Source organism: Agromyces terreus (genome assembly GCF_009749465.1).
Classification (GTDB): Bacteria; Actinomycetota; Actinomycetes; order Actinomycetales; family Microbacteriaceae; genus Agromyces; species Agromyces terreus.
Genome location: NZ_WBIS01000001.1, coordinates 598,589 through 619,094 on the forward strand (window position 1 = coordinate 598,589; position 20,506 = coordinate 619,094).

Genomic DNA, 20,506 nt, shown 5'->3' on the forward strand with positions numbered 1-20,506 from the left:
TGAGGGTTGTTTCACGACCGGGAAACACGACTCGTACCCCGTCGGAAACACCGTGCCCGTAGCGTCGGAGCACGCAGAGACGAGGAGTGCGCCATGAGCATGACGATCGAGACGACGACCCTCTGGATCCACGCCTGCGAGGTGCGCGATCTCGAACCCGGCTGGGGCGAGGTGGCGCTGCTCGGCGGCCGTCAGGTGGCGCTCGTCCGCGTCGCCGGCGACGAGGTCTACGCGGTCGACCACGAGGACCCCCACACGGGCGCCCCCGTCATGGCGAGGGGCATCACGGGGTCGCGCGGAGACCGGCCCACGATCGCCTCGCCGTTGCACAAGCAGGTGTACGACCTCGCGACCGGCGAGTGCTTCACCGACCCGTCCCTCGCGCTGCGCACCTACCGGGCGCGCGTCGTCGACGGGGCCGTCGAGGTCGAGGTCGACCTCGCCGCCTGATCGAGCGGATGCCTCGCCTCAGCCCCGCTGCGTGAGGACGATCGGGTCGCCGTCGGTGATGGCGATCGTGTGCTCCGAGTGCGCCCCGCGCGAGCCGTCCGCGCTCCGGAGGGTCCATCCGTCGGGGTCGGTGAAGATCCGATCGGTGGTCTCGAGCAGCCACGGCTCGATGGCCACGACGAGTCCGGGCTTCAGGGGGAGTCCGCGGCCGGGCCGGCCGTTGTTCGGGATGTGGGGATCGCCGTGCATGGTGCGGCCGACCCCGTGCCCGCCGAAGTCCGTGTTGATCGAGTAGCCCTCCGCCTTCGCGACATCCGCGATCGCCCTCGAGATGTCGCCGATGCGGTTGCCGGGCCGGGCCGCGGCGATGCCGGCGTCGAGCGCCCGCCGCGTGGTGTCGATGAGGCGCAGGTCCTCGTCGCGCGGGGTGCCGACCACGATCGAGATGGCCGAGTCCGAGACCCAGCCGTCGACCGAGGCCGCGAAGTCCAGGCTCAGCAGATCGCCGTCGCGAAGGCGGTAGTCGCGGGGGAGGCCGTGCAGCACGGCGTCATTGACCGAGGTGCAGATGACTTTGCCGAACGGGCTCGCGCCGAACGAGGGGTGGTAGTCGATGTAGCAGCTCTCGGCGCCCGCCTCGCGGATCATGTCGTGCGCGAGCGCATCCAGCTCCAACAGGTTCACGCCGACGGCCGCGGCCTTCGACGTCGCCTCGATGACGCCGGCGACGAATCGCCCGGCTGCCCGCATCTCGTCGATCTCGGCGGGGGTCCTCAGTTCGATCACGCTCATCCTCTCCGCCTCCATTCTGTCTGCTCAGCCCTGAGTGAACACCCGGCGCGCGCACGGGATCGTCGCGTTACGCTGTGGACATGCTCTTCCGGCGCATCTTCTTCCGATGGATCCAGGCGGCCACCGTCGTGCTCCCGATCTGGCTGGCGGTCGGCTGGGCGGTCTTCGGGGGCGGCGGCTGGGGCACCCTCGGACTCATCATCACGGTGCCGGTGACGTTCATCTCGCTCGCGGTCATCGCGCTGCTCACGTCGATGCGGCCGAGCGTGCGCGAGCAGCGCGCCGTCTCGTGGGGCGATGTCGGGGTGCTCGGCGCCTGGCACCTCGCGATCATCGGGTTCGGGTTCTCGGGCCCGTCGATGGCCTCGTTCGCGTTCCTCTCCATCGCCCTCGCGCTCGCCGCCTTCTGGTACGCCATCGTGCAGCTCGTGCGCGACGGCGCCCGGCGCATGCAGCAGACCATGGCCGACTACGAGCGCGCGGCGCAGGCGGGCACGCCGATCGGCCGCCCCGACGCGCAAGGCGGGCCGTCCGCCCCGCAGGCGCCGTACGACATCGGCGAGGTCATCGTCGTCGAGGAGCACCGCGACCGTCCGTGACGAGTCCGGTCGCGGGTGAGCCGGGCGCACGTCCGCGGCATCCGGCCCGCTCCCGCACTGCGTCCCCGTGCCCGCCGCTTTGGCGCAGCGGGCCGAGCATGGCACAATAGAGGATTGTGCCGCCGCGGGACTCTGCCTCCGGGGAGCATGCACAGCGCGAGTGATCGCGCGGGCGGCACCAGACACTTCCATTTCACAGATCCGCGTTCGACCGGTTGCGGGCGCAGAGAGCGAACCATCATGCACATCCTCGACCACGTCGACGCTGCGAGCCTGCGGTCGGACGTCCCCGACTTCCGCGCGGGCGACACCGTCAAGGTGCACGTCAACATCATCGAAGGCACGCGCTCGCGCATCCAGGTCTTCCAGGGCGTCGTCATCGGCCGCTCGGGCGAAGGCGTCCGCGAGACCTTCACCGTCCGCAAGGTCAGCTTCCAGGTCGGCGTCGAGCGCAAGTTCCCGGTGCACTCCCCGGTCATCGACCACATCGAGGTCGTCACCCGCGGTGACGTGCGTCGCGCGAAGCTCTACTACCTGCGCAAGCTCCGCGGCAAGAAGGCGAAGATCAAGGAGAAGCGCGACGCCTGATCCGGCCCGCGCAACCCGCGCGTCGCAAGGCGCGCGGACATCGACCTGAGCTCCTCACCCCTACACTGGGGTGAGGAGCTCAGGCGGTTAAATGACAGAAGACATCAGCACCACGCGCACGGATCGCGAGGGTGCATCGGCGAACCGTCGACAGCGAGGCGCACTTCTCTTCTTGAGAGATCTGCTCGTCATCTTCGTGGTGGCGGTGCTCGTCTCGTTCCTCATCAAGACCTTCCTCATCCGGTCCTTCTTCATCCCGTCGGAGTCGATGGAGATGACGCTGGTCAAAGACGACCGCATCATCGTCAACCAGCTCGTGCCCGAGGTCACCCCGCTCGAGCGCGGCGACGTCGTCGTGTTCAAGGACCCGGGCGGATGGCTCCCGGCCCGCGCCGAGGTGCAGCAGCCGCCGCTCGTGGCGGCGTTCGACTGGTTCCTCGCCTTCGTCGGCCTCTCGGCGCCCGACTCCAACGACCACCTCGTGAAGCGGCTCATCGGGCTGCCCGGCGATCACGTGACGTGCTGCAACGCACTCGGCCAGATGAGCGTCAACGGCATCCCGCTCGATGAGCCCTACGCGGTGCTCCCTGCGGGCGACATGAAGGTATCCGAGGTCGACTTCGACGAGGTCGTCCCCGAGGGCTCGCTCTGGGTCATGGGCGACAACCGCTACAACTCGAAGGACTCGCGCTACAACGGCGACACCCCGTTGAAGGGCTTCGTCCCGATCGAGAACGTCGTCGGGCGTGCGTTCGTGGTGAGCTGGCCGGTTTCGCACTGGGCATGGCTCGGCAACTACCCCGACACCTTCGCCGGGGTCGACGAGGCGGCCGAAGGCGGCGACTGAGTGGCCCCGACCCCCGTTCCCGATCTCCGGGTCGAACGTGCGCATCTCGCCTCCGGCTCGCCGGTCGTGCTCGCGTGCGACGAGGTCGGGCGCGGCGCCCTGGCCGGCCCGGTCGCGGTCGGCATGGTCCTGATCGACGCATCCGTCCGTCGAATGCCCGCCGGGTTGCGCGACTCCAAGCTCATGACCGAACCGAGGCGCGAGGCGATGGCGCCGCGCGCCGGTGCATGGGTGCGGCGGTGGGCGGTGGGCGAGGCCTCCGCCGCCGAGATCGACGAGCTCGGCATCATGGCCTGCCTCGGCCTCGCCGGGGCCCGCGCCTACGCCATGCTCGCCGAGGCCGAGCAGGTCGCCGGCACCGAGCACGAACTCGTCGGCGCCCCCCTCCTGCTCGACGGCAACCACGACTGGCTGAGCCGCGCCATCGAGCACCGTGCCGAGGTGACCACCCGCATCAAGGCCGACCGCGACTGCGCGTCGGTGGCTGCGGCATCCGTGCTCGCCAAGGTGCATCGCGACCGGGGCATGCATCGCGCCCACGCAGAGGACCCCCGGTTCGCCTGGAACGAGAACAAGGGCTACTCGAGCCGCGCCCATTTCGCCGCGATCGCCGAGCACGGCCCCACGGCACTGCATCGCCGCACATGGCTGAAGGAGCCGGTCGCCCCGGCGCCCGCGCTCTTCGACCTCGGCGTAGGATGAATCCGATGGATGACGACGAGTTCGAAGACTACGACCGCGAGGTCGAGCTGGCCCTGTACCGCGAATACCGCGATATCGTCACGCAGTTCAAGTACGTGGTCGAGACCGAGCGCCGCTTCTACCTCGCGAACGAGGTCGAACTCGTGCGCCGTGACACCGAGCACGACTTCTACTTCGAACTGACGATGAAAGACGTCTGGGTCTGGGACGTCTACCGCGCCGATCGGTTCGTGAAGTCGGTTCGGGTGCTCACCTTCAAAGACGTCAACGTCGAGGAACTCGCCACCCGCGAGTTCGAGCTCCCGAAAGAACTCGCGCTCGACGAGTAGGTCGCGCTACCGCTGCCCGGGTGCACCTCGCCGCCCATAGGCTGTGGGCCATGCCGACCTTCCCGCGCCTGAACCGGCGCACCGCTCGATCGCGACGCTCCGACGACGACGCCGTGGCGAAGTCCCTGCTGACGTACGAGCTCCTGACGATGCGCGAACTCCAGCATGACGCCTTGCGCGTTTCCGCCCGGTAGCGCGCGACCGCTCACATCCCCAACCCGGCACAGCGGCTGATCCATCTCGGGCTCGGCCCGGGTGTCGACTGCTCCTCAACAGCTTCCTCGTCCACGAGGCCTTCCTTCGCGGGCTGCCGCAGTCGATCGGCGGAGCCGCCGGAGCGGCACGCTGAATGGCGGAGGTGGTGCTGGTGGCCCACAATGCTGAACTCGGCCGACGAGGCGAACAACTCGCGGTCGAGCATCTCGAGGCACGCGGACTGCGGGTGATCGAACGCAACTGGCGGTGTCGACTCGGAGAGATCGACATCGTGGCGCGCGACGGCGACACGACTGTGTTCGTCGAGGTCAAGACGCGCACGTCGCACGATTTCGGGCATCCGTTCGAGGCGATCACGCCGATCAAGCTGGCGCGATTGCGTCGTCTCGCGGTCGCATGGTGCGAAGCGACCGAGAGCGCGACCGTGCGTATCCGCATCGACGCCGTCGCCGTGCTCGCCCCGACCGAGTCGCCCGCGCTCATCGAGCATCTCGAGGGAATCAGCTGATGGTGGTCGCGCGAACGCATGCCGTCGCCCTGCTCGGGCTCACCGGTTCGATGGTCGAGGTCGAGGCCGATCTCTCGGCCCAACTGCCCGGCTTCTCGATCATCGGCCTTCCCGACGCCGCGCTCGCCGAGGCCCGTGAACGGGTGCGGGCGGCCGCGACGAACGCGGGTTGCCCGCTGCCGCAGCGCAAGCTGACGGTCAACCTGTCGCCCGCCGCGCTCCCCAAGCACGGCTCCGGGTTCGATCTGGCTGTCGCGATGGCCTGTCTCGCTGCCGCGGGCGAGCTCTCCGTCGGCTCAGTGGCCGAGGTCGTGCACCTCGGCGAGCTGGGGCTCGACGGGCGGCTGCGGCCCATCGACGGCATCCTCCCGGCCGTCCTGGCCGCGTCGCGGGCCGGGTTCGCCACCGTGATGGTTCCGCACGCCAACGCGAGCGAAGCCGCGCTCGTGCCGGGCATCGAGGTCATCGGCGTCGCCTCGCTGCTCGAGGCGGCGATCCAGCACGGCGGTCGGTACGAGGCGCGCGAGGTAGAGCCGGTGGCGGCCGCGTCGGTCAACGGAACGCCTGATCCGGTCTCGGGCGATCTCGCGGATGTCGCCGACAACGAGGACGCCGTCGAGGCGCTGCTCGTGGCCGCGGCGGGCGGCCACCACCTCTCGATGATCGGACCGCCGGGTGCGGGCAAGACGATGCTCGCGTCCCGGCTGCCCGGCATCCTGCCCGACCTCGACCCTGAGGCCGCGCTCGAAGTGTCCTGCGTGCGCTCGCTCGCCGGACGGGCGATGGGCGAGGGACTCTCGCTCCGGCCGCCGTTCGAGGCGCCGCACCACACGGCGACGGCTGCCGCGATGGTCGGCGGCGGCAGCCGGCTGATCCGGCCGGGGGCTGCAGCGCGCGCCTCCCACGGCGTGCTCTTCCTCGACGAGGCTCCGGAGTTCCCGGCCGCGGTGCTCGACGTGCTCAGACAACCGCTCGAATCCGGGACCATCAGTATCCACCGCGCGAATGCGATCGCCTCGTTCCCGGCGCGGTTCCAGCTCGTCATCGCGGCGAACCCGTGCCCGTGCGGCAAAGACGGCACGAGCGAGTGCACGTGTCCGCCGAACTCCCGCAGGCGCTACCTCGGGCGCATCTCGGGTCCGCTGCTCGATCGCATCGACCTTCAGCTGAAGGTGCCGCGACTCTCGCCCGCGAGCCTCAGCATCGCCCGGGAACGGCCGGGCCTGTCGAGCCTCGAGGCGCGAGGCAAGGTCGTCGCCGCCCGTGCTCGGGCCGCACGGCGGTTGCAGGCCACGCCCTGGCGCACGAACGCCGAAGTCCCCGGTCCGTGGCTGCGTGGTGCCGGGGGCCTGCATCCCGGCGGCCGTGTGACGGCCGCGCTCGACCGTTCGTTCGAACGCGGCGGCATCACCATGCGCGGATACGACCGCGTGCTGAAGGTCGCCTGGACGCTCGCCGACTTGGCCGGAGCCGACTCGCCGACGGCCTCGCACGTGGGTCGGGCGCTGTACTTCCGAGACGGCATCGCCCGATGAGCGGGCTGATCCGCCGAGCCGCCGAGCAGTGGCGACGGGAGTTCGCGCTCATTCGCAAGGGGTCGCGCCCAGCCGGCGAGGCCGCGTCCTCCGACGCGGGCGAGGGCGACCTCCTCGAGCACGAGATGCAGGCGTTCGCGCGCGCGGTACTCGGCACGATCGGCGAACCCGGCGACGGAGTGCTCGGACGCCTGATCGCGGCCGTCGGCGCGATCGCAGCCGCGGATCTGATCATCGACGGGGCCGACGCGGCTCGGCTCGTCTCGGCGGCTGCCGAGGCGGGCGAGCCGATCTCGATCCGCGAGGCCCGGAGCGCCGTCGCCCGATGGGCGCCGCGCGTCGACCAGGCCGCGTTCGCGCGCGGGCTCGCGCAGGCGCAGCGGGTGGGTGCGACGTTGCTCGTCCCGACCGATCGCGACTGGCCGCGCGGCGTCGACGACCTCGGCGTGCACGCGCCGATCGGCCTGTGGGTGCGCGGCCGGCCGAACGCGCTCGCGAACGGGGCCCGCGCCGTCGCGCTGGTCGGTGCGAGGGCAGCGACCGGCTACGGCGAGCACATGACGATGGAGATCTCGGCCGGGCTCGTCGATCGGGGCTGCACGATCGTCTCCGGAGGCGCGTACGGTATCGACGGCATGGCCCACCGCGCCGCGCTCGCCGGCAACGGCACGACCGTGGCGTACCTGGCCGGTGGCATCGACCGGTTCTATCCGATGGGACACGATTCGCTTCTCCAGCGCATCTCGGAGACCGGCGCCGTCGTCTCCGAACTGCCCTGCGGCGCATCGCCGACGAAATGGCGCTTCCTCCAGCGGAATCGGCTCATCGCCGCGGCCAGCGATGCCACCGTCGTCCTCGAGGCGGGAACCCGCAGCGGTTCGTTGAACACGGCCGGCCATGCCGCGGCGCTCGGCCGGCCGTTGGGCGCGCTTCCGGGCGCGGTGACGAGCCCGGCCTCGGCCGGATGCCACCGCCTTCTGCGGGAGTACGGCGCCCTGTGCGTCGTCGATGCCGATCAGGTGCTCGAGCTCGCCGGCGGTCCGCTCTCGGGCGGCGGTGGTGCGCAGGGGGTCGACGGGGCCGATGCCGAGGATCCCGAGACGATCCGAGTGCTCGATGCGCTGAGCAGGCGGAGCCCGCGCCAGGTCGCCGACCTCGCTCAGCGCAGCGGTCTCCCGGTGACCGATGTGATGGCCGTGCTCGGTCCGCTCGAGCTCGACGGGGTCGCCGCCTGGCGAGCCGACGGCTGGATTCGGAGGGGGCGGCCGTAGGCTTTCGACGGAGGTCTGGAGATGGCGGTGCAGCTCGGGCGATTCGCGCAGGCGCAACAGGTGATCGCGCATGTCAGCGACACCCACCTGCTCTCGGGCGGGCGGCGTCTCGGCGGTGTCGCCGACACGGTCGTCGCGCTCGAGCGAACGGCCGAACGGCTCGCCGGCATGGGCGATCGGCTCGATGCCATCGTCGTGACGGGCGATGTGGCCGACCTCGGCGAACCCGACGCCTATGACCGAGTGCGCACCGTGCTCGAACCGGTCGCGGAGTCCGCCGGTGCTCGACTCGTCTGGGTCATGGGCAACCACGACGAGCGCGCCCCGTTCCGCGCGGCGCTCATCGGGAGCACGCCCGACGCAGCGACGTCGGAGCGCGGCCAAAGCCTCGACGCGCCGGTGAATCACGTCGTCGACGTCGACGGGCTGCGTCTTGTCGCGATCGACTCCACGGTTCCCGGGTATCACCATGGCGATCTCGAGCCGGAAACGCTGGAGTGGCTCGAACAGGTCCTCGCCGAACCGGCCGAACGCGGCACGATCCTCGCCCTGCATCATGCGCCGATCCCCACCCCCGTCGCGATCATGGACGTCCTCGAACTCCGGAGGCAGGACGAGCTCGCCGCGATCGTGCGCGATCGCGACGTGCGGCTGATCCTCGGCGGACACCTCCACTACCCGACGACCGGCTCCTTCGCCGGCATCCCGGTATCGGTCGCGGGCGCCGCCGCCTACACGATCGATCCGTCGGCGTCGCCGCGCACGCTCGTCGGCATCGACGGCGGCCGTTCGTTCACCCTGGTCCACCTCTTCGAAGACGCGGTGACCACCTCGGTCGTGCCGATCGACGCGCACCCCGTCGTCTCCCGCATCGACGCGGGCATGCTCGCAGAACTCGAGGCCTCGACGCCCGAGCAGCGCCTCGAGCGCTTCTCGCGCAAACCGCCGACCTGAGCCCGGCCGTTCACGACGGTGCCCGCTCCGTGCCGCGGGCCCGGAATCGCGCGGCGGGCGCGCCGTCGAGCGAGCGGTGGCCTGACACGGCAGTCTGGAAGCGTGAATCTCGATGCCGCGCTGGACGACTACCTCACGCATGTGCAGACCGAGCGCGGCTACTCGGAGCACACGGTCGCGGCCTACCGCGCGGATCTCGCCGACCTGATCGACTTCGCGGAGGAGCGCGGCATCACCGCAGCGTCCGACGTCGACCTGGCGGTGCTCCGCGACTGGCTCTGGGCGGCCACGGAGCGCGGACTCGCACGTTCGAGCATCGCGCGCCGCGCGGCATCCGCTCGAGGTCTGACCGCATGGCTCGCCCGGAGCGGGGCGACCGCCGCCGATCACGGGGCTCGGCTCAAGGCGCCACGTGCGCAGCGGACTTTGCCGAGGATCATCGCCCAACCGGCGATGGAAGAGGTCATCGCGCACCTCGAGGCCGGATGCGTCGACGATGACCCGGCATCCATCAGGGACCTCGCGATCGTCGAGCTGCTCTACGCCTCGGCCCTTCGCGTCTCCGAACTCGTCGGACTCGACGTCGACGACCTCGACCGGCGGCGCCGGACGGTCCGCGTCCTCGGCAAGGGGTCGAAGGAGCGCGTCGTTCCCTACGGCGGCCCTGCGGCGCGGGCGGTCGACCGGTACCTCGAGCGCGCTCGGCCGGCCATCATCGCGGGTGCCGCAGCTGCGTCCGCCGATCGGCGGGATGCGCGCCCGGTACGGGGTTCACGACCGGCGGCGCCCGACGGCGCGGCCCGCGCCCTCTTCCTCGGGGTGCGCGGTGGGCGCATGGGCGTGCGCAGCGTGTATCGGCTCGTCGCCTCGATCCTCGCGGAGACGCCCGGCACGGGTCCGAGCGGGCCCCATGCGCTCCGTCACACGGCGGCCACGCATCTGCTCGACGGGGGAGCGGACCTGCGGGCGGTGCAGGAATTCCTGGGGCATGCGAGCCTCGGGACCACCCAGATCTACACCCATGTCTCGGCCGAACGGCTCAAGCAGAGCTACCGGACCGCGCATCCTCGGGCGTGAACGACCGGCCGCGTCGCGCTGCCCGCGGGCCGGAGCGGGCGGGGGCCCGGATCATGTGAGGGGGAGCAGGACGGCGAACGGGACGCCGCCGAGGAAGAGCATCGGCGAGACGTAGGCTCCGTCGACGCGGACGCCGAGGTGCACGCATCCCTCGCAGTGCCCGCCGGTGCCGACGGTGCCGACCGGTCTGCCCTCGGAGACCGCCGTTCCGGCCGGGACAGCGGAGACGACGGGCTCCATGGAGCTGATGACGCCGTCCCCGTGATCGATGGACACGACCGGCCGGCCGGCCACCATGCCCGAGAAGGAGACCACGCCGTCGGCCGGCGCGAGGACCGATGCTCCCGCCGCGGCGCGGAGATCCACCCCGCGATGTCCCGCCGCGTACGGGGTGGGGGGAGCCCGGAACGGCGAGGCGATCGCGACCGGCGGCGGCGTCGGCCAGGTCCATCGGTCGAACTCGGCCATCCGGTCGTCCTCGACGGGCTGGACGGCAGAGGCCTGCGGGCCGACGGACGCGAACCCGGCGGCGAGGCCGGCCAGCACGAGCGCGGCGAACGCGCGCGCGAGTCGATGTGCGAGGGCATGGAACCGGCGGGAAGCGGCCGCCGAGACGCGACGTCGTGCGGGGAAGGGGGTCATGCGCCGATGGTGCCCTGCGCGTGGCACTCCCGAGCCGTGGTTCCCCGATCGCGGGCCGGCTCGACGCTTCGACACGGTTGGGGAGGACGAGTGCCGATGGTAGAGTGTCAGGAGCACCCCGCCTGTCGGGGTGACTACGCGTGCCATTTCGGCCACCGACTCCATTCAGTCCCGATGCAGTTCTCGCGAACTGCATCGTGCGGAGCCGTGCCGGGCACCAGGGTCCCGGCCGCCGGCCGGAACGTCAACTGAGAACAAAGGAGTACGGCTCATGGCCGTCGTCACCATCCGCCAGCTGCTCGACAGCGGCGTGCACTTCGGGCACCAGACCCGCCGTTGGAACCCGAAGATGAAGCGCTTCATCTTCACCGAGCGTTCCGGCATCTACATCATCGACCTGCAGCAGTCGCTCGCCTTCATCGACAAGGCGTACGACTTCGTGCGCGAGACCGTCGCCCACGGCGGCACCATCCTGTTCGTCGGCACGAAGAAGCAGGCGCAGGAGTCCATCGCCGAGCAGGCGACCCGCGTCGGCCAGCCCTACGTCAACCAGCGTTGGCTCGGCGGCCTCCTCACCAACTTCCAGACGGTCTCCAAGCGCCTCGCGCGCATGAAGGAGCTCGAGGAGCTCGACTTCGAGGGCACCACGAGCGGCTTCACGAAGAAGGAGCTCCTCATCAAGAAGCGCGAGCTCGACAAGCTGCACAAGTCGCTCGGCGGCATCCGCAACCTGTCGAAGACGCCTTCCGCGCTCTGGGTGGTCGACACCAAGAAGGAGCACCTCGCGATCGACGAGGCGAAGAAGCTCGGCATCCCCGTCATCGGCATCCTCGACACCAACTGCGACCCCGACGAGGTCCAGTACCCGATCCCGGGCAACGACGACGCCATCCGCTCCGTCGCGCTGTTGACCCGCATCATCGCCGACGCCGCTGCCGAGGGCCTCATCGAGCGCCACCAGAAGCCCGAAGAGGCCGGCAACGTCTCGGCCGTCGAGCCGCTCGCCGAGTGGGAGAAGGAGCTGCTCCAGGCAGGCTCAGAGACCACGCCCGAGCAGGCTTCGGCAGAGACCGAGAAGGTCGCCGAGACCGAGGCCGAGGCCAAGGCCGAGGCCGCCGAGGTCGTCGAAGAGGCCGCGACCGAGGTCGCCGCACCCGAGTCGGCCGCCGAAGAGGTCGCCGACGAGGCTGCAGCAGAGTAATTCCGCTGACCAACTCAGACTCAAAGGAGAATGCCGGAAATGGCAATCAGCATCGCCGACATCAAGGCCCTGCGCGAGCAGCTCGGCACGGGCATGGTCGACACCAAGAAGGCGCTCGAGGAAGCCGACGGCGACCTCGAGAAGGCCACTGAGATCCTGCGGCTCAAGGGTGCGAAGGGCAACGCGAAGCGTGCCGACCGTTCCACGAGCGAGGGCCTCGTCGCGGCCAAGGAGTCGCCCGCGGGCTACACCCTGATCCAGCTCGCTTGCGAGACCGACTTCGTCGCGAAGAACGACAAGTTCGTCTCCCTGTCCGAGAAGGTGCTCGACGCGGTCGCCGCCGCCGGCGCAGCCGACGTGGATGCCGCGCTCGCGGCGCCGCTCGACGGCAAGACCGTGGGCGAGGTCATCGACGAGCAGGCCGCCATCCTCGGCGAGAAGGTCGCGCTCACGCGCGCCGTCACGCTGTCGGGCGAGAAGTTCGGCGTGTACCTGCACAAGACCTCGAAGGACCTGCCGCCGCAGATCGGCGTCGTGGTGTCCTACTCGGGCGACGATGAGGAGACCGCTCGCGCGATCGCCCAGCACATCGCGATGTTCGACCCCACGTACCTGACCCGCGACGAGGTTCCGGCCGAGGTCGTCGAGAAGGAGCGCGAGATCGTCACCGAGATCAGCCGCAACGAGGGCAAGCCCGAGGCGGCACTGCCGAAGATCATCGAGGGGCGTCTGACCTCGTTCTTCAAGCAGGTCGCCCTGCTCGAGCAGGACTACGCTCGCGACAACAAGCAGCAGGTCCAGAAGGTCCTGGCCGACGCCGGTCTCACCGTGACCGCGTTCGCCCGCTTCAAGGCCACGGCCTAAGCCGAAGTCGAGGAGTCCGGATCGCATCGCGATCCGGACTCCTTTGCTGTGTCCGGGCGGAGCCCGGCAGGCATCCGTCGCTCGACGGAAACGCTCGCTCGCAAGGCGCGACGCCGGGGGCGGGAACCACTAGCTTTGTCTCTCAAGGGGAAGGAACGGTCGGGATGACTGAACGTAGACGCAGGGTCATGCTGAAGCTCTCGGGCGAGGCATTCGGAGGAGGATCGCTCGGCGTGAATCCCGACGTCGTGAGCGCGCTCGCGCGGGAGATCGCCGATGCCGCGCGCACGGTGGAGATCGCGATCGTCGTCGGCGGCGGCAACTTCTTCCGGGGCGCGGAGCTCTCCCAACGGGGCATGGACCGGGGCCGGGCCGACTACATGGGCATGCTCGGCACCGTCATGAACTCGCTCGCGCTCCAGGACTTCCTCGAGCAGGCCGGCGCGGAGACGCGCGTGCAGTCGGCCATCTCGATGACCCAGGTCGCCGAGCCGTACATCCCGCGCCGCGCCGAGCGCCACCTCGAGAAGGGCCGCGTCGTCATCTTCGGCGCCGGCGCAGGACTGCCGTACTTCTCGACCGACACGGTGGCCGCCCAGCGCGCGCTCGAGATCGATGCCGACGTCGTGCTCGTCGCCAAGAACGGCGTCGACGGGGTGTACTCCGACGACCCCCGCACGAATCCCGACGCCCACAAGATCGACCGGATCACCTACCAGGAGGCCCTGCAGCGCGGGCTCAAGGTCGTCGACTCGACGGCGTTCAGCCTCTGCATGGACAACGGCATGCCGATGCAGGTGTTCGGCATGGAGCCGGGCGGCAACGTCACCTCGGCGATCCTCGGTGCCGACCTCGGCACGATCGTCAGCAACAGCGAGTCCTCGGCGACTCGATAGACTGTCCCGAGCAGCGAACCGAAGGAGCCACCGTGATCGCGGATGTACTGTCCGATGCCACCGCACGCATGCAGAAGGCCGTCGAGGTCGCGAAAGACGACTTCTCGTCCGTCCGCACCGGCCGTGCCAACCCCCAGCTCTTCCAGAAGATCCTGGTGAACTACTACGGCACGCCCACGCCGCTCGCGCAGCTGGCGTCGCTCGCGAACCCCGAGGCGCGCACGCTGGTCATCACGCCCTACGACAAGAGCGCGCTGAAGGACATCGAGCAGGCGATCCGCGACACCCCGAACCTCGGGGCGAACCCGTCGAACGACGGGAACATCGTGCGTGTCACGCTCCCCGAGCTGACCGAGGAACGCCGTCGCGAGTACGTGAAGATCGTGAAGTCGAAGGCGGAGGACGCGCGTGTCTCGGTGCGCAACATCCGCCGCAAGGCGAAGGACGATCTCGACTCGCTGAAGGGCGAGGTCGGCGATGACGAGGTCGCACGGGGCGAGAAGGAGCTCGAGCAGATCACGAAGTCGAACGTGGACGCGATCGACGACGCGTTCAAGCGCAAGGAAGCCGAGCTCCTCGAGGTCTGAGGGATCACGATGTCTGGCGTCCCTGAACACGACGAAACGGACGCCGGCGGGCGGGAGCGCCACGCGCGCCATGAATTCCGGTCGCAGGTCAACGCGAAGAAGGCAGACCTCGAGCGGCAGTTCGAGGCGTCCAAGGCGCAGTTCGATCAGGCGCAGGAGAAGATCCAGGCCCGTACCGGCCGGAACCTGCTCGGCGCGATCCTGATCGGACTCGTGCTCGGCGGTGCGCTCCTGCTCAGCCTGCTCGTGATCAAAGAGCTGTTCATGCTGTTCGCGGTCGTCATCGCGGGCTTCGCCAGCTACGAACTCGCGCAGGCGCTCCGCAAGGGCGGCTACCTCGTGCCGCGCATCCCGACGATCGCGGCGGCCGTGATCGCGGTGCCGTTCGCCTATTACGGCGGTGCAGGCGGGCAGTTCCTCGCGGTGCTCGGAGGCATCCTGCTCGTGAGCGTCTGGAGGGTCGCGCAGCAGGTCTCGGCGAGCTCGCGCACGTCGGGCCGCGCCCTCGTGCGTGACGTCGCGGCCGGGGCGTTCGTGCAGGGGTACGTCACCTTCCTCGCGACCTTCGCCGTGGTGCTGACCGCGTCCGACGGGGGGCAGTGGTGGACGCTCGCCTTCGTGATCGTCGCGATCTCGGCGGACACGGGCGCGTACGCGTTCGGCTTGATGTTCGGCAAGCATCCGATGGCCCCGGTCATCAGCCCGAAGAAGACCTGGGAGGGATTCGCGGGCGGCGGCGGCGTGAGCATCGTCGCCGGAGTGCTCCTCTCGGTGCTGCTCCTCGACAACTCGTGGTGGTTCGGCCTCATCTTCGGCGTCGCGATCTTCTTGACGGCGACGCTCGGCGACCTCGCCGAGTCGCTCGTCAAACGCGATCTCGGCATCAAGGACATGAGCTCCTGGCTGCCCGGCCACGGCGGATTCCTCGATCGGCTCGACTCGATCCTGCCGTCCGCGGCCGTCGCCTTCGTGGCGTTCCGCATCTTCGGCTGATGCTCGGAGATAATGGGTCGGTGGACTCCACCTTCCCTCGAACCCGAAAGCCCCAGCGCGGGTACAACACGGCCCAGGTCGATGAATTCCTCCACGTCGCGCGCCGCGCGTACGACGGCACGCCGCTGCCCGAAGATCCGCCGCTGAACTCCGAGCGCATTCGGCTCACGGCCTTCGGCATGCAGAAGGGCGGTTACGTCACTGCGGATGTCGACGCCGCCCTCGAACGGCTCGAAGATGCATTCGCGGCCGATGAACGTCAGGTGGCGGCGAGGCTGCACGGCGACGAGGTCTGGCTCGCCGAGGCGAGGGCGACCGCTCAGGTCGTCTCGAACCGGCTCGCACGCGAAGAGGGCCGCCGGTTCGATCGGGTGAGTCCGATCGCCCTCGGATATCGGGTCCGCGACGTCGACAAGTTCGCCGACAAGCTCACGAGGTACTTCCGCGACGGGTGGCCGATCTCGGTCGAAGACGTTCGCAGCATCGTCTTCACGACCCAGCGCGGAGGCTACCGGGAGTCGCAGGTCGACCTCGTGCTCGACGCGGTCGTCGACGTCATGCAGGCCGTCCGCTGAGCGGGCGGTCGACCGGCGCGCGTCGGTCTCGGAACACGGCTCGCGAGGCCGCCGGGTACGGCTCCTCGAACGCGGATGCGCTCGGCTACACTCGATCCATTGTGGGCAGGCACACCGGAACCGAGCGCGGCGTCGCGACGTCCGCTGCGGCGCGCGGCGGAGCCTCGACGCGAGGTCCGATCAAGCAGGCGGCGACGGTCGTGTTCGCGTTCTGCGCGGCGCTCGGCTTCGTGGCCGTGAACCTGGTCGACCCGACCGCGCTCGCGACCGCCACACCCGACCGGGTCGCGACCGATCGATTCGGGGGTGCCGAGGTCCAGGCGATCGAAGTCGGCGGCGGCTACACGCTCGACGCGGCGAAGGAAGGCTACGACGTCGAGGCGAAGCCGGCCTACGTCGAGCCCGCATCGACGAGCGCCGGCGACGGGTGGGCGCCTCCCGCGGTGACGCCCGATCCCGGTTCGGCGCAGGCCTACGCGGCGAGCGCGGTCGCCGCGCGCGGGTGGGCGACCAACGAGTTCGACTGCCTCGTCGCGCTCTGGAACAAGGAGTCCGGCTGGCGGGTCAACGCCTACAACGCCGGCAGCGGAGCGTACGGCATTCCGCAGGCGCTTCCCGGCTCGAAGATGGCTTCGGCGGGCGCCGACTGGGAGACCAACGCCGGCACGCAGATCGAGTGGGGTCTCGGCTACGTCCAGGGCCGCTACGGCACGCCGTGCGGCGCGTGGGCGCACTCGGAGTCCTCCGGCTGGTACTGAGCCGCCGGCTCAGACGCGGCGGACGTCGCGTGCCGGCGGATGCCCCATCCGCCTCTAGAATCGAAGGCATGCCGCGCTCGAACCGATCACATGGGCGCGCCGCCAGAGCCCGCGAGCCGCACCCCGAGCTCGATGTCGATCGGCTCAGTTCCGGTTGGCGCCGCACCGAGACGCGCGGCGGTCGGGAGTGGAACGTCCAGCCCGTCTCCGAAGCGCAGGCGGTCAAGACGTACGTCTGCCCGGGCTGCTCGCTCGAGGTGGCATCCGGCGTCTCCCACGTGGTGGTCTGGCGCGCCGACGGCGTGCTCGGCGATGCCGCGGATCTCGCCGCACGTCGCCACTGGCACCTGCACTGCTGGAGGATGGGAACCCGATGACCGGTACCGATTCGATCGAGATCCGCGCCGGCGTGGAATTGCCCGCGAACCGGGAGGAGATCCGGTTGCACACCGCCGACGGGCTGACCCTCGTGGGCGAGCTGGCGATGCCGCTCGAGCGTGCGCCGGTGGCGACGCTCGTCACGCTGCATCCGCTGCCCACCGCCGGCGGTTTCATGGATTCGCACATCCTGCGCAAGGCGGCCGCCCGTCTTCCGGCGCTCGCCGACCTCGCCGTGCTGCGCTTCAACACCCGGGGCACGGCCTCGCCCCGCGGCACCAGCGACGGCGCGTTCGGCGAGGGCGTCGCCGAGCGCGAGGACGTCGCGGCCGCCATGGCCTTCGTGAGGCAGCGCGGCCTGCCGAATCCGTGGCTCGTCGGTTGGTCGTTCGGCACGGAGCTCGCCTTGAAGTACGGGCTCGAGCATGACATCGCCGGCGCGATCCTCCTCTCGCCGCCGCTGCACCGCACGACCGACGACGAGTTGCGGCGTTGGAATTCCTCCTCGGTTCCCGTGGTGGCGTTGATCCCCGAGCTCGACGACTACCTGCGACCGGATGCCGCGGCCGAACGGTTCGCGGTGCTTCCGCGGGTCCGTCGCATCGACGTCGAGGGCGGGCGCCATCTCTGGGTGGGGGAGTCGCAGACGCGCCGGGTGCTCGAGGAGATCGTGCTGGCCGTGAACCCCGCGGCGTCGCCGCTGCCGACGAGCTGGTCCGGCCCTCAGAGCGGCACGCCCGCCGGGGCTGCGGCCGAGGGCTGAGCCGGTCGCCGCCCCGAGACCTCGCGGCGTGCGGTCTCGGCGTGCCACTCGGGGCGTTCTCAGCGCGCGGCCCGGGCAGGCTCAGAGCGTGTTCTGGCGCGGGATCACGACCTGCTTGATGATGAGCAGCAGCGACGCCGCGACGGGGATGGCGACGAGCGCGCCGAGGATGCCGAGGAGCGTGCCGCCCGCGAGCGCCGCGATGACGACGAGCGCGCCCGGCACCTTCACGGCCCGGTTCATGATGCGCGGACTCAGGACGTATGCCTCGACCTGCATGTAGACCAGGTAGTAGATGGCCGCGACGAGTGCGGTCAGCGGCGACCCGAGCCCGGGAATGAGGCAGACGAGGACGATCACGACCGATGCCGACAGGGTTCCCACGAGGGGCACGAGCGAGAACATGAAGGCGATGAACGCGAGGACCGCGGGGAACGGCGCCTGGATGATCGAGAGGAAGATGAAGCTCGCCACGCCGTTGCACGCCGCGAGGCCGGCCTGACCGAGCACGTAGCGCCCGACGGATTGCGTGATCTGCTCGGTGAGGTCTGCGAACCGCGCCCGCCGCGACGCCGGCACCAACTGGTAGGCGGTGTGCTTCATCGCATTGAGCGACGCCGAGAAGTAGAGCGTGAGGATGAACACGATCACGGCGGCGAAGATGCCCGCGCCGATCGCGACGGCGACCTGGAACACGCCGCCCGCGAGTTCGGAGAGCTTCTCGGGGCTCGTGAAGAAGTCGGTGATGGCCGAAGTGGCCTGCTGGAAGATCTCCTCGATCTTGACCTGCGGGAGCTGCGTGGAGAGGGCTTCGACCCAGTCCGTGGAATTGACGCGATCGACGATCGCGGGCACCTCTTCGACGAGCTGGCTGACCTGCTCGACGACGATCGGGACGACCGCGAGGACGAGCGCCGCGAGGATGAGGCCGACCCCGGTCATGACGATCAGGATCGCCGCCCAACGGGGAAGCCCCCGGCGCTCGAGCCAGCTGATGGCCGGCTCGAGGCCGAGGGCGAGGAAGAGTGCGGCGCCCACGTAGGTGAGCACGGTCGACAGGCTCGCGATCGACGTGAGGATCAGGATGCCCACGCCGACGCCGAGCGTGCCGGCGAGGCCGATGCGGAACGCGTTCTGGATCTTCACCGGCCCCGCCCTCGGTCTAGCCGCGGCTCGCCGCGGCGACCTGCTCGGCCTGCGTGAGGACGCCCCGGAGGCTCTCGAAGTAGCCGGCGACCGCGTCGCGCTCGATCTTGATCTGCGAGAGGCGGTCTTCGGCGTCGGCGACGAGCGCGCGGGTGCGCTCCTCGGCGTCGGCGATGAGCTTGCGGGCCTGGGTGTGCGCGTCGGCGATGCGGTCGCGTGCCTCGTCGTCGGCCTTGTCGCGGATCTCGGCGATCTCGGTGCGCACCTGCGTCTCGAGACGCTCGGCCTCGGCGCGGCTGTCGGCCGTGCGGGCGACCGCCTCGGCGAGTTCTGCGTTCGCGTCGTCGAGGAACTTCTGGGTCTCGGCGACGGCGGCCTGGTGCGCGGTGAGCAGCTCCTGCTCGGCCTCGTCGCGCTTGGTCGCGAGTTCGGCCTCGAGGTCGAGGTGCGCCTTCTCGATCTCGCGGCGCATGCGGTTGACCTCGTGGGTCGTCTTCTTGCGCATCGAGGTGAGCTGGTTGTCGAGGTCGATGCGCGACTGCTCGGACTCCGCGTCGAAGTCGGCGCGGGCCTGCTCCTGCTCGAGCGCGAGGTCGGCGCGCATCTGGTCGAGGTCGGCGGCGTGCTTCGCGCGCAGGCGCTCGAGCTCGTGCTGGAGCTTGAGGCGGGCGGCCTCGGCCTCGCGTGCGAGGTCGACCTCGCTCTGCTCGCGCTGCCGCGCGAGCTCCGCCTTCGTCGTCTCGAGTTCGCGGTCGAGATCGGTACGGGCCTGGTCGAGCTCGTGGACGAGGGCGGCGCGGCGCTCCTCGATCTCGGCCTCGATCGCGGCACGGGCCTCGGCGGCCTCTCGCTCGAGGTCGAGACGCGACTGCTCGGTCTCGGCTGCGAGGTCGATGCGAGCCTGCTCGGTCTCCTTCGCGAGCTCGGCGCGTGCCCGGTCGAGCTCGATCGCGACCTCGGCACGGGTCTGCTCCGTCTCCTGCGCGAGGCCGGCCGCCGTGGCGCGCGCCTCGGTGGCCTCGGTGTTGGCGGCGAGGAGGATCTCGGAGGCCTTGCGCTCGGCCGCGGCGACGGCGGAGGACGCGTCGCGCTTGGCGCTCGTGCGCAGTTCTGCGGCCTCGGTGTTCACGGCGCCACGGATCGCGGCGGCGTCGCGCGCGGCATCCTGTCGGAGCTGCTCGCTCGTCTCGTGCGCGCGCGAGACCATGTCGTCGGCCTCGGAACGCGCGTTCTCGAGGACACGTGCGGCCTGCGCCCGGGCCTCGCTCAGCGTGCGCTCGGCGAGCTCGTGGGCGTCGGAGCGGAGGAGGTGCACCTCGTCGTCTGCGGCACGACGGAGCTTCTCGGCGTCGATGTCGGCCTGCGCGATGAGTCGCGTCGACTGCTCCTCGGCCACGCGGAGCGTGTTCTCGAGCTTGGTGCCGAGGCCGGAGAACGTGGGGCTGCCGACCTCCTCGAGCTCGGCGCTCAGTTCTTCGATGCGGGCGAGGAGGCGCTTCTGCTCCTTCGACTGCTCCGCGAGCTGGTTGTTCGCGGTAATGATGTCTCGACGCAGGCCGTTGATGCTCTTGTCGACTTCGTCTTTGTCGTATCCACGGAAAACCTGCGTGAATTCGGTCTCTTCGACGGCCAATTCTTCCTCCGGGGTCTGTCCCGCGTCGTGGGGGCGTGTGCGGGAATCCAACGATTCTACGGGGACGACGTGACGTGTTCGCACGAGGTGCGCGCGACGGTGATGCCGCGGACTCGCGATCGTGCGTGAGGCGACTCCCAGACTCGACTCGGTAGGCTTGGTTGTCTTTGTTCAACGCCGCATCGAGCGGCACCGGAGGTAA

Annotated in this window: 25 protein-coding genes; 21 read left to right on the top strand and 4 right to left on the bottom strand. The window is 70.1% G+C overall.

Features of this window, described 5'->3' with window-relative positions; genetic code table 11:
- The first annotated feature begins 93 nt into the window (after window positions 1-93).
- On the top strand, window positions 94-450 hold the full coding sequence (gene nirD / locus GQQ92_RS02675; RefSeq protein WP_156997669.1) for a nitrite reductase small subunit NirD: 357 nt from the start codon (window positions 94-96) through the stop codon (window positions 448-450).
- Window positions 451-468: 18 nt separating this feature from the next.
- Here nirD and map read toward each other — a convergent pair whose 3' ends face one another.
- Window positions 469-1,236 carry a type I methionyl aminopeptidase gene (map, locus tag GQQ92_RS02680; protein WP_156997670.1) on the bottom strand — a complete coding sequence of 256 codons (768 nt, stop codon included), beginning with the start codon at window positions 1,234-1,236 and terminating at the stop codon, window positions 469-471.
- Window positions 1,237-1,322: 86 nt separating this feature from the next.
- Between map and GQQ92_RS02685 the strand changes: the two genes are divergently transcribed.
- The 11 genes from GQQ92_RS02685 (at window position 1,323) to GQQ92_RS02735 (ending at window position 9,868) form a co-directional block, all read left to right on the top strand.
- Window positions 1,323-1,841 carry a hypothetical protein gene (locus tag GQQ92_RS02685; RefSeq protein WP_197738043.1) on the top strand — a complete coding sequence of 173 codons (519 nt, stop codon included), beginning with the start codon at window positions 1,323-1,325 and terminating at the stop codon, window positions 1,839-1,841.
- Window positions 1,842-2,081: 240 nt separating this feature from the next.
- Entirely contained in the window at window positions 2,082-2,429 is a 348-nt protein-coding gene (rplS, locus tag GQQ92_RS02690; RefSeq protein WP_055857282.1) for a 50S ribosomal protein L19, read from the top strand.
- 91 nt (window positions 2,430-2,520) lie between these two features.
- Entirely contained in the window at window positions 2,521-3,276 is a 756-nt protein-coding gene (gene lepB, locus GQQ92_RS02695) for a signal peptidase I (protein WP_156997672.1), read from the top strand.
- Window positions 3,277-3,978 carry a ribonuclease HII gene (locus GQQ92_RS02700; RefSeq protein ID WP_156997673.1) on the top strand — a complete coding sequence of 234 codons (702 nt, stop codon included), beginning with the start codon at window positions 3,277-3,279 and terminating at the stop codon, window positions 3,976-3,978.
- A 5-nt stretch (window positions 3,979-3,983) separates the two neighbouring features.
- On the top strand, window positions 3,984-4,307 hold the full coding sequence (locus GQQ92_RS02705) for a DUF2469 family protein (protein ID WP_156997674.1): 324 nt from the start codon (window positions 3,984-3,986) through the stop codon (window positions 4,305-4,307).
- Between the two features lie 50 nt (window positions 4,308-4,357).
- The gene (locus tag GQQ92_RS02710; RefSeq protein ID WP_156997675.1) at window positions 4,358-4,501 is read left to right on the top strand and encodes a hypothetical protein; all 144 of its coding nucleotides are present in this window, start codon (window positions 4,358-4,360) and stop codon (window positions 4,499-4,501) included.
- 155 nt (window positions 4,502-4,656) lie between these two features.
- Entirely contained in the window at window positions 4,657-5,031 is a 375-nt protein-coding gene (locus GQQ92_RS02715; protein WP_156997676.1) for a YraN family protein, read from the top strand.
- The gene (locus tag GQQ92_RS02720) at window positions 5,031-6,566 is read left to right on the top strand and encodes a YifB family Mg chelatase-like AAA ATPase (protein ID WP_156997677.1); all 1,536 of its coding nucleotides are present in this window, start codon (window positions 5,031-5,033) and stop codon (window positions 6,564-6,566) included. Before GQQ92_RS02715 ends, GQQ92_RS02720 begins: the two co-directional genes overlap by 1 nt.
- Window positions 6,563-7,837 (top strand): DNA-processing protein DprA, encoded by a 1,275-nt coding sequence (gene dprA / locus GQQ92_RS02725; RefSeq protein WP_232057445.1) that lies wholly within the window; start codon window positions 6,563-6,565, stop codon window positions 7,835-7,837. The genes GQQ92_RS02720 and dprA overlap by 4 nt, the downstream gene beginning before the upstream one ends.
- A gap of 21 nt (window positions 7,838-7,858) precedes the next feature.
- On the top strand, window positions 7,859-8,791 hold the full coding sequence (locus GQQ92_RS02730) for a phosphodiesterase (protein WP_156997678.1): 933 nt from the start codon (window positions 7,859-7,861) through the stop codon (window positions 8,789-8,791).
- A gap of 102 nt (window positions 8,792-8,893) precedes the next feature.
- Window positions 8,894-9,868 carry a tyrosine recombinase XerC gene (locus GQQ92_RS02735; protein WP_156997679.1) on the top strand — a complete coding sequence of 325 codons (975 nt, stop codon included), beginning with the start codon at window positions 8,894-8,896 and terminating at the stop codon, window positions 9,866-9,868.
- Between the two features lie 51 nt (window positions 9,869-9,919).
- Here GQQ92_RS02735 and GQQ92_RS02740 read toward each other — a convergent pair whose 3' ends face one another.
- A complete protein-coding gene (locus GQQ92_RS02740; RefSeq protein ID WP_156997680.1) occupies window positions 9,920-10,510 on the bottom strand; it encodes a M23 family metallopeptidase in 591 nt (196 codons plus the stop codon).
- Between the two features lie 271 nt (window positions 10,511-10,781).
- On the opposite strand from GQQ92_RS02740, the gene rpsB reads away from it, so the two are divergent.
- The 9 genes from rpsB (at window position 10,782) to GQQ92_RS02785 (ending at window position 17,525) form a co-directional block, all read left to right on the top strand.
- Window positions 10,782-11,711, top strand: coding sequence for a 30S ribosomal protein S2 (gene rpsB / locus GQQ92_RS02745; RefSeq protein WP_156997681.1), 930 nt, complete (start codon window positions 10,782-10,784; stop codon window positions 11,709-11,711).
- 39 nt (window positions 11,712-11,750) lie between these two features.
- A complete protein-coding gene (gene tsf, locus GQQ92_RS02750) occupies window positions 11,751-12,575 on the top strand; it encodes a translation elongation factor Ts (protein ID WP_156997682.1) in 825 nt (274 codons plus the stop codon).
- A 164-nt stretch (window positions 12,576-12,739) separates the two neighbouring features.
- Entirely contained in the window at window positions 12,740-13,471 is a 732-nt protein-coding gene (pyrH, locus tag GQQ92_RS02755; RefSeq protein WP_156997683.1) for a UMP kinase, read from the top strand.
- A gap of 32 nt (window positions 13,472-13,503) precedes the next feature.
- A complete protein-coding gene (gene frr / locus GQQ92_RS02760; RefSeq protein ID WP_156997684.1) occupies window positions 13,504-14,058 on the top strand; it encodes a ribosome recycling factor in 555 nt (184 codons plus the stop codon).
- Between the two features lie 9 nt (window positions 14,059-14,067).
- Window positions 14,068-15,051 (top strand): phosphatidate cytidylyltransferase, encoded by a 984-nt coding sequence (locus GQQ92_RS02765; RefSeq protein WP_156997685.1) that lies wholly within the window; start codon window positions 14,068-14,070, stop codon window positions 15,049-15,051.
- 20 nt (window positions 15,052-15,071) lie between these two features.
- A complete protein-coding gene (locus GQQ92_RS02770) occupies window positions 15,072-15,626 on the top strand; it encodes a DivIVA domain-containing protein (RefSeq protein WP_232057446.1) in 555 nt (184 codons plus the stop codon).
- Between the two features lie 101 nt (window positions 15,627-15,727).
- Window positions 15,728-16,384, top strand: coding sequence for an aggregation-promoting factor C-terminal-like domain-containing protein (locus tag GQQ92_RS02775; RefSeq protein WP_232057447.1), 657 nt, complete (start codon window positions 15,728-15,730; stop codon window positions 16,382-16,384).
- Between the two features lie 68 nt (window positions 16,385-16,452).
- Entirely contained in the window at window positions 16,453-16,761 is a 309-nt protein-coding gene (locus GQQ92_RS02780) for a hypothetical protein (protein ID WP_156997687.1), read from the top strand.
- Window positions 16,758-17,525, top strand: a complete 768-nt coding sequence (locus GQQ92_RS02785) for an alpha/beta hydrolase (RefSeq protein WP_156997688.1) — start codon at window positions 16,758-16,760, stop codon at window positions 17,523-17,525. Before GQQ92_RS02780 ends, GQQ92_RS02785 begins: the two co-directional genes overlap by 4 nt.
- Window positions 17,526-17,606: 81 nt before the next feature.
- Here the strand turns inward: GQQ92_RS02785 and GQQ92_RS02790 are convergent, their stop codons facing one another.
- Together GQQ92_RS02790 and GQQ92_RS02795 are read right to left on the bottom strand one after the other, a co-directional pair.
- Window positions 17,607-18,671: an AI-2E family transporter gene (locus tag GQQ92_RS02790; RefSeq protein ID WP_156997689.1), complete on the bottom strand. Its 1,065-nt coding sequence runs from the start codon at window positions 18,669-18,671 to the stop codon at window positions 17,607-17,609.
- Between the two features lie 16 nt (window positions 18,672-18,687).
- Entirely contained in the window at window positions 18,688-20,304 is a 1,617-nt protein-coding gene (locus GQQ92_RS02795; protein ID WP_156997690.1) for a coiled-coil domain-containing protein, read from the bottom strand.
- Window positions 20,305-20,506: the final 202 nt, after the last annotated feature.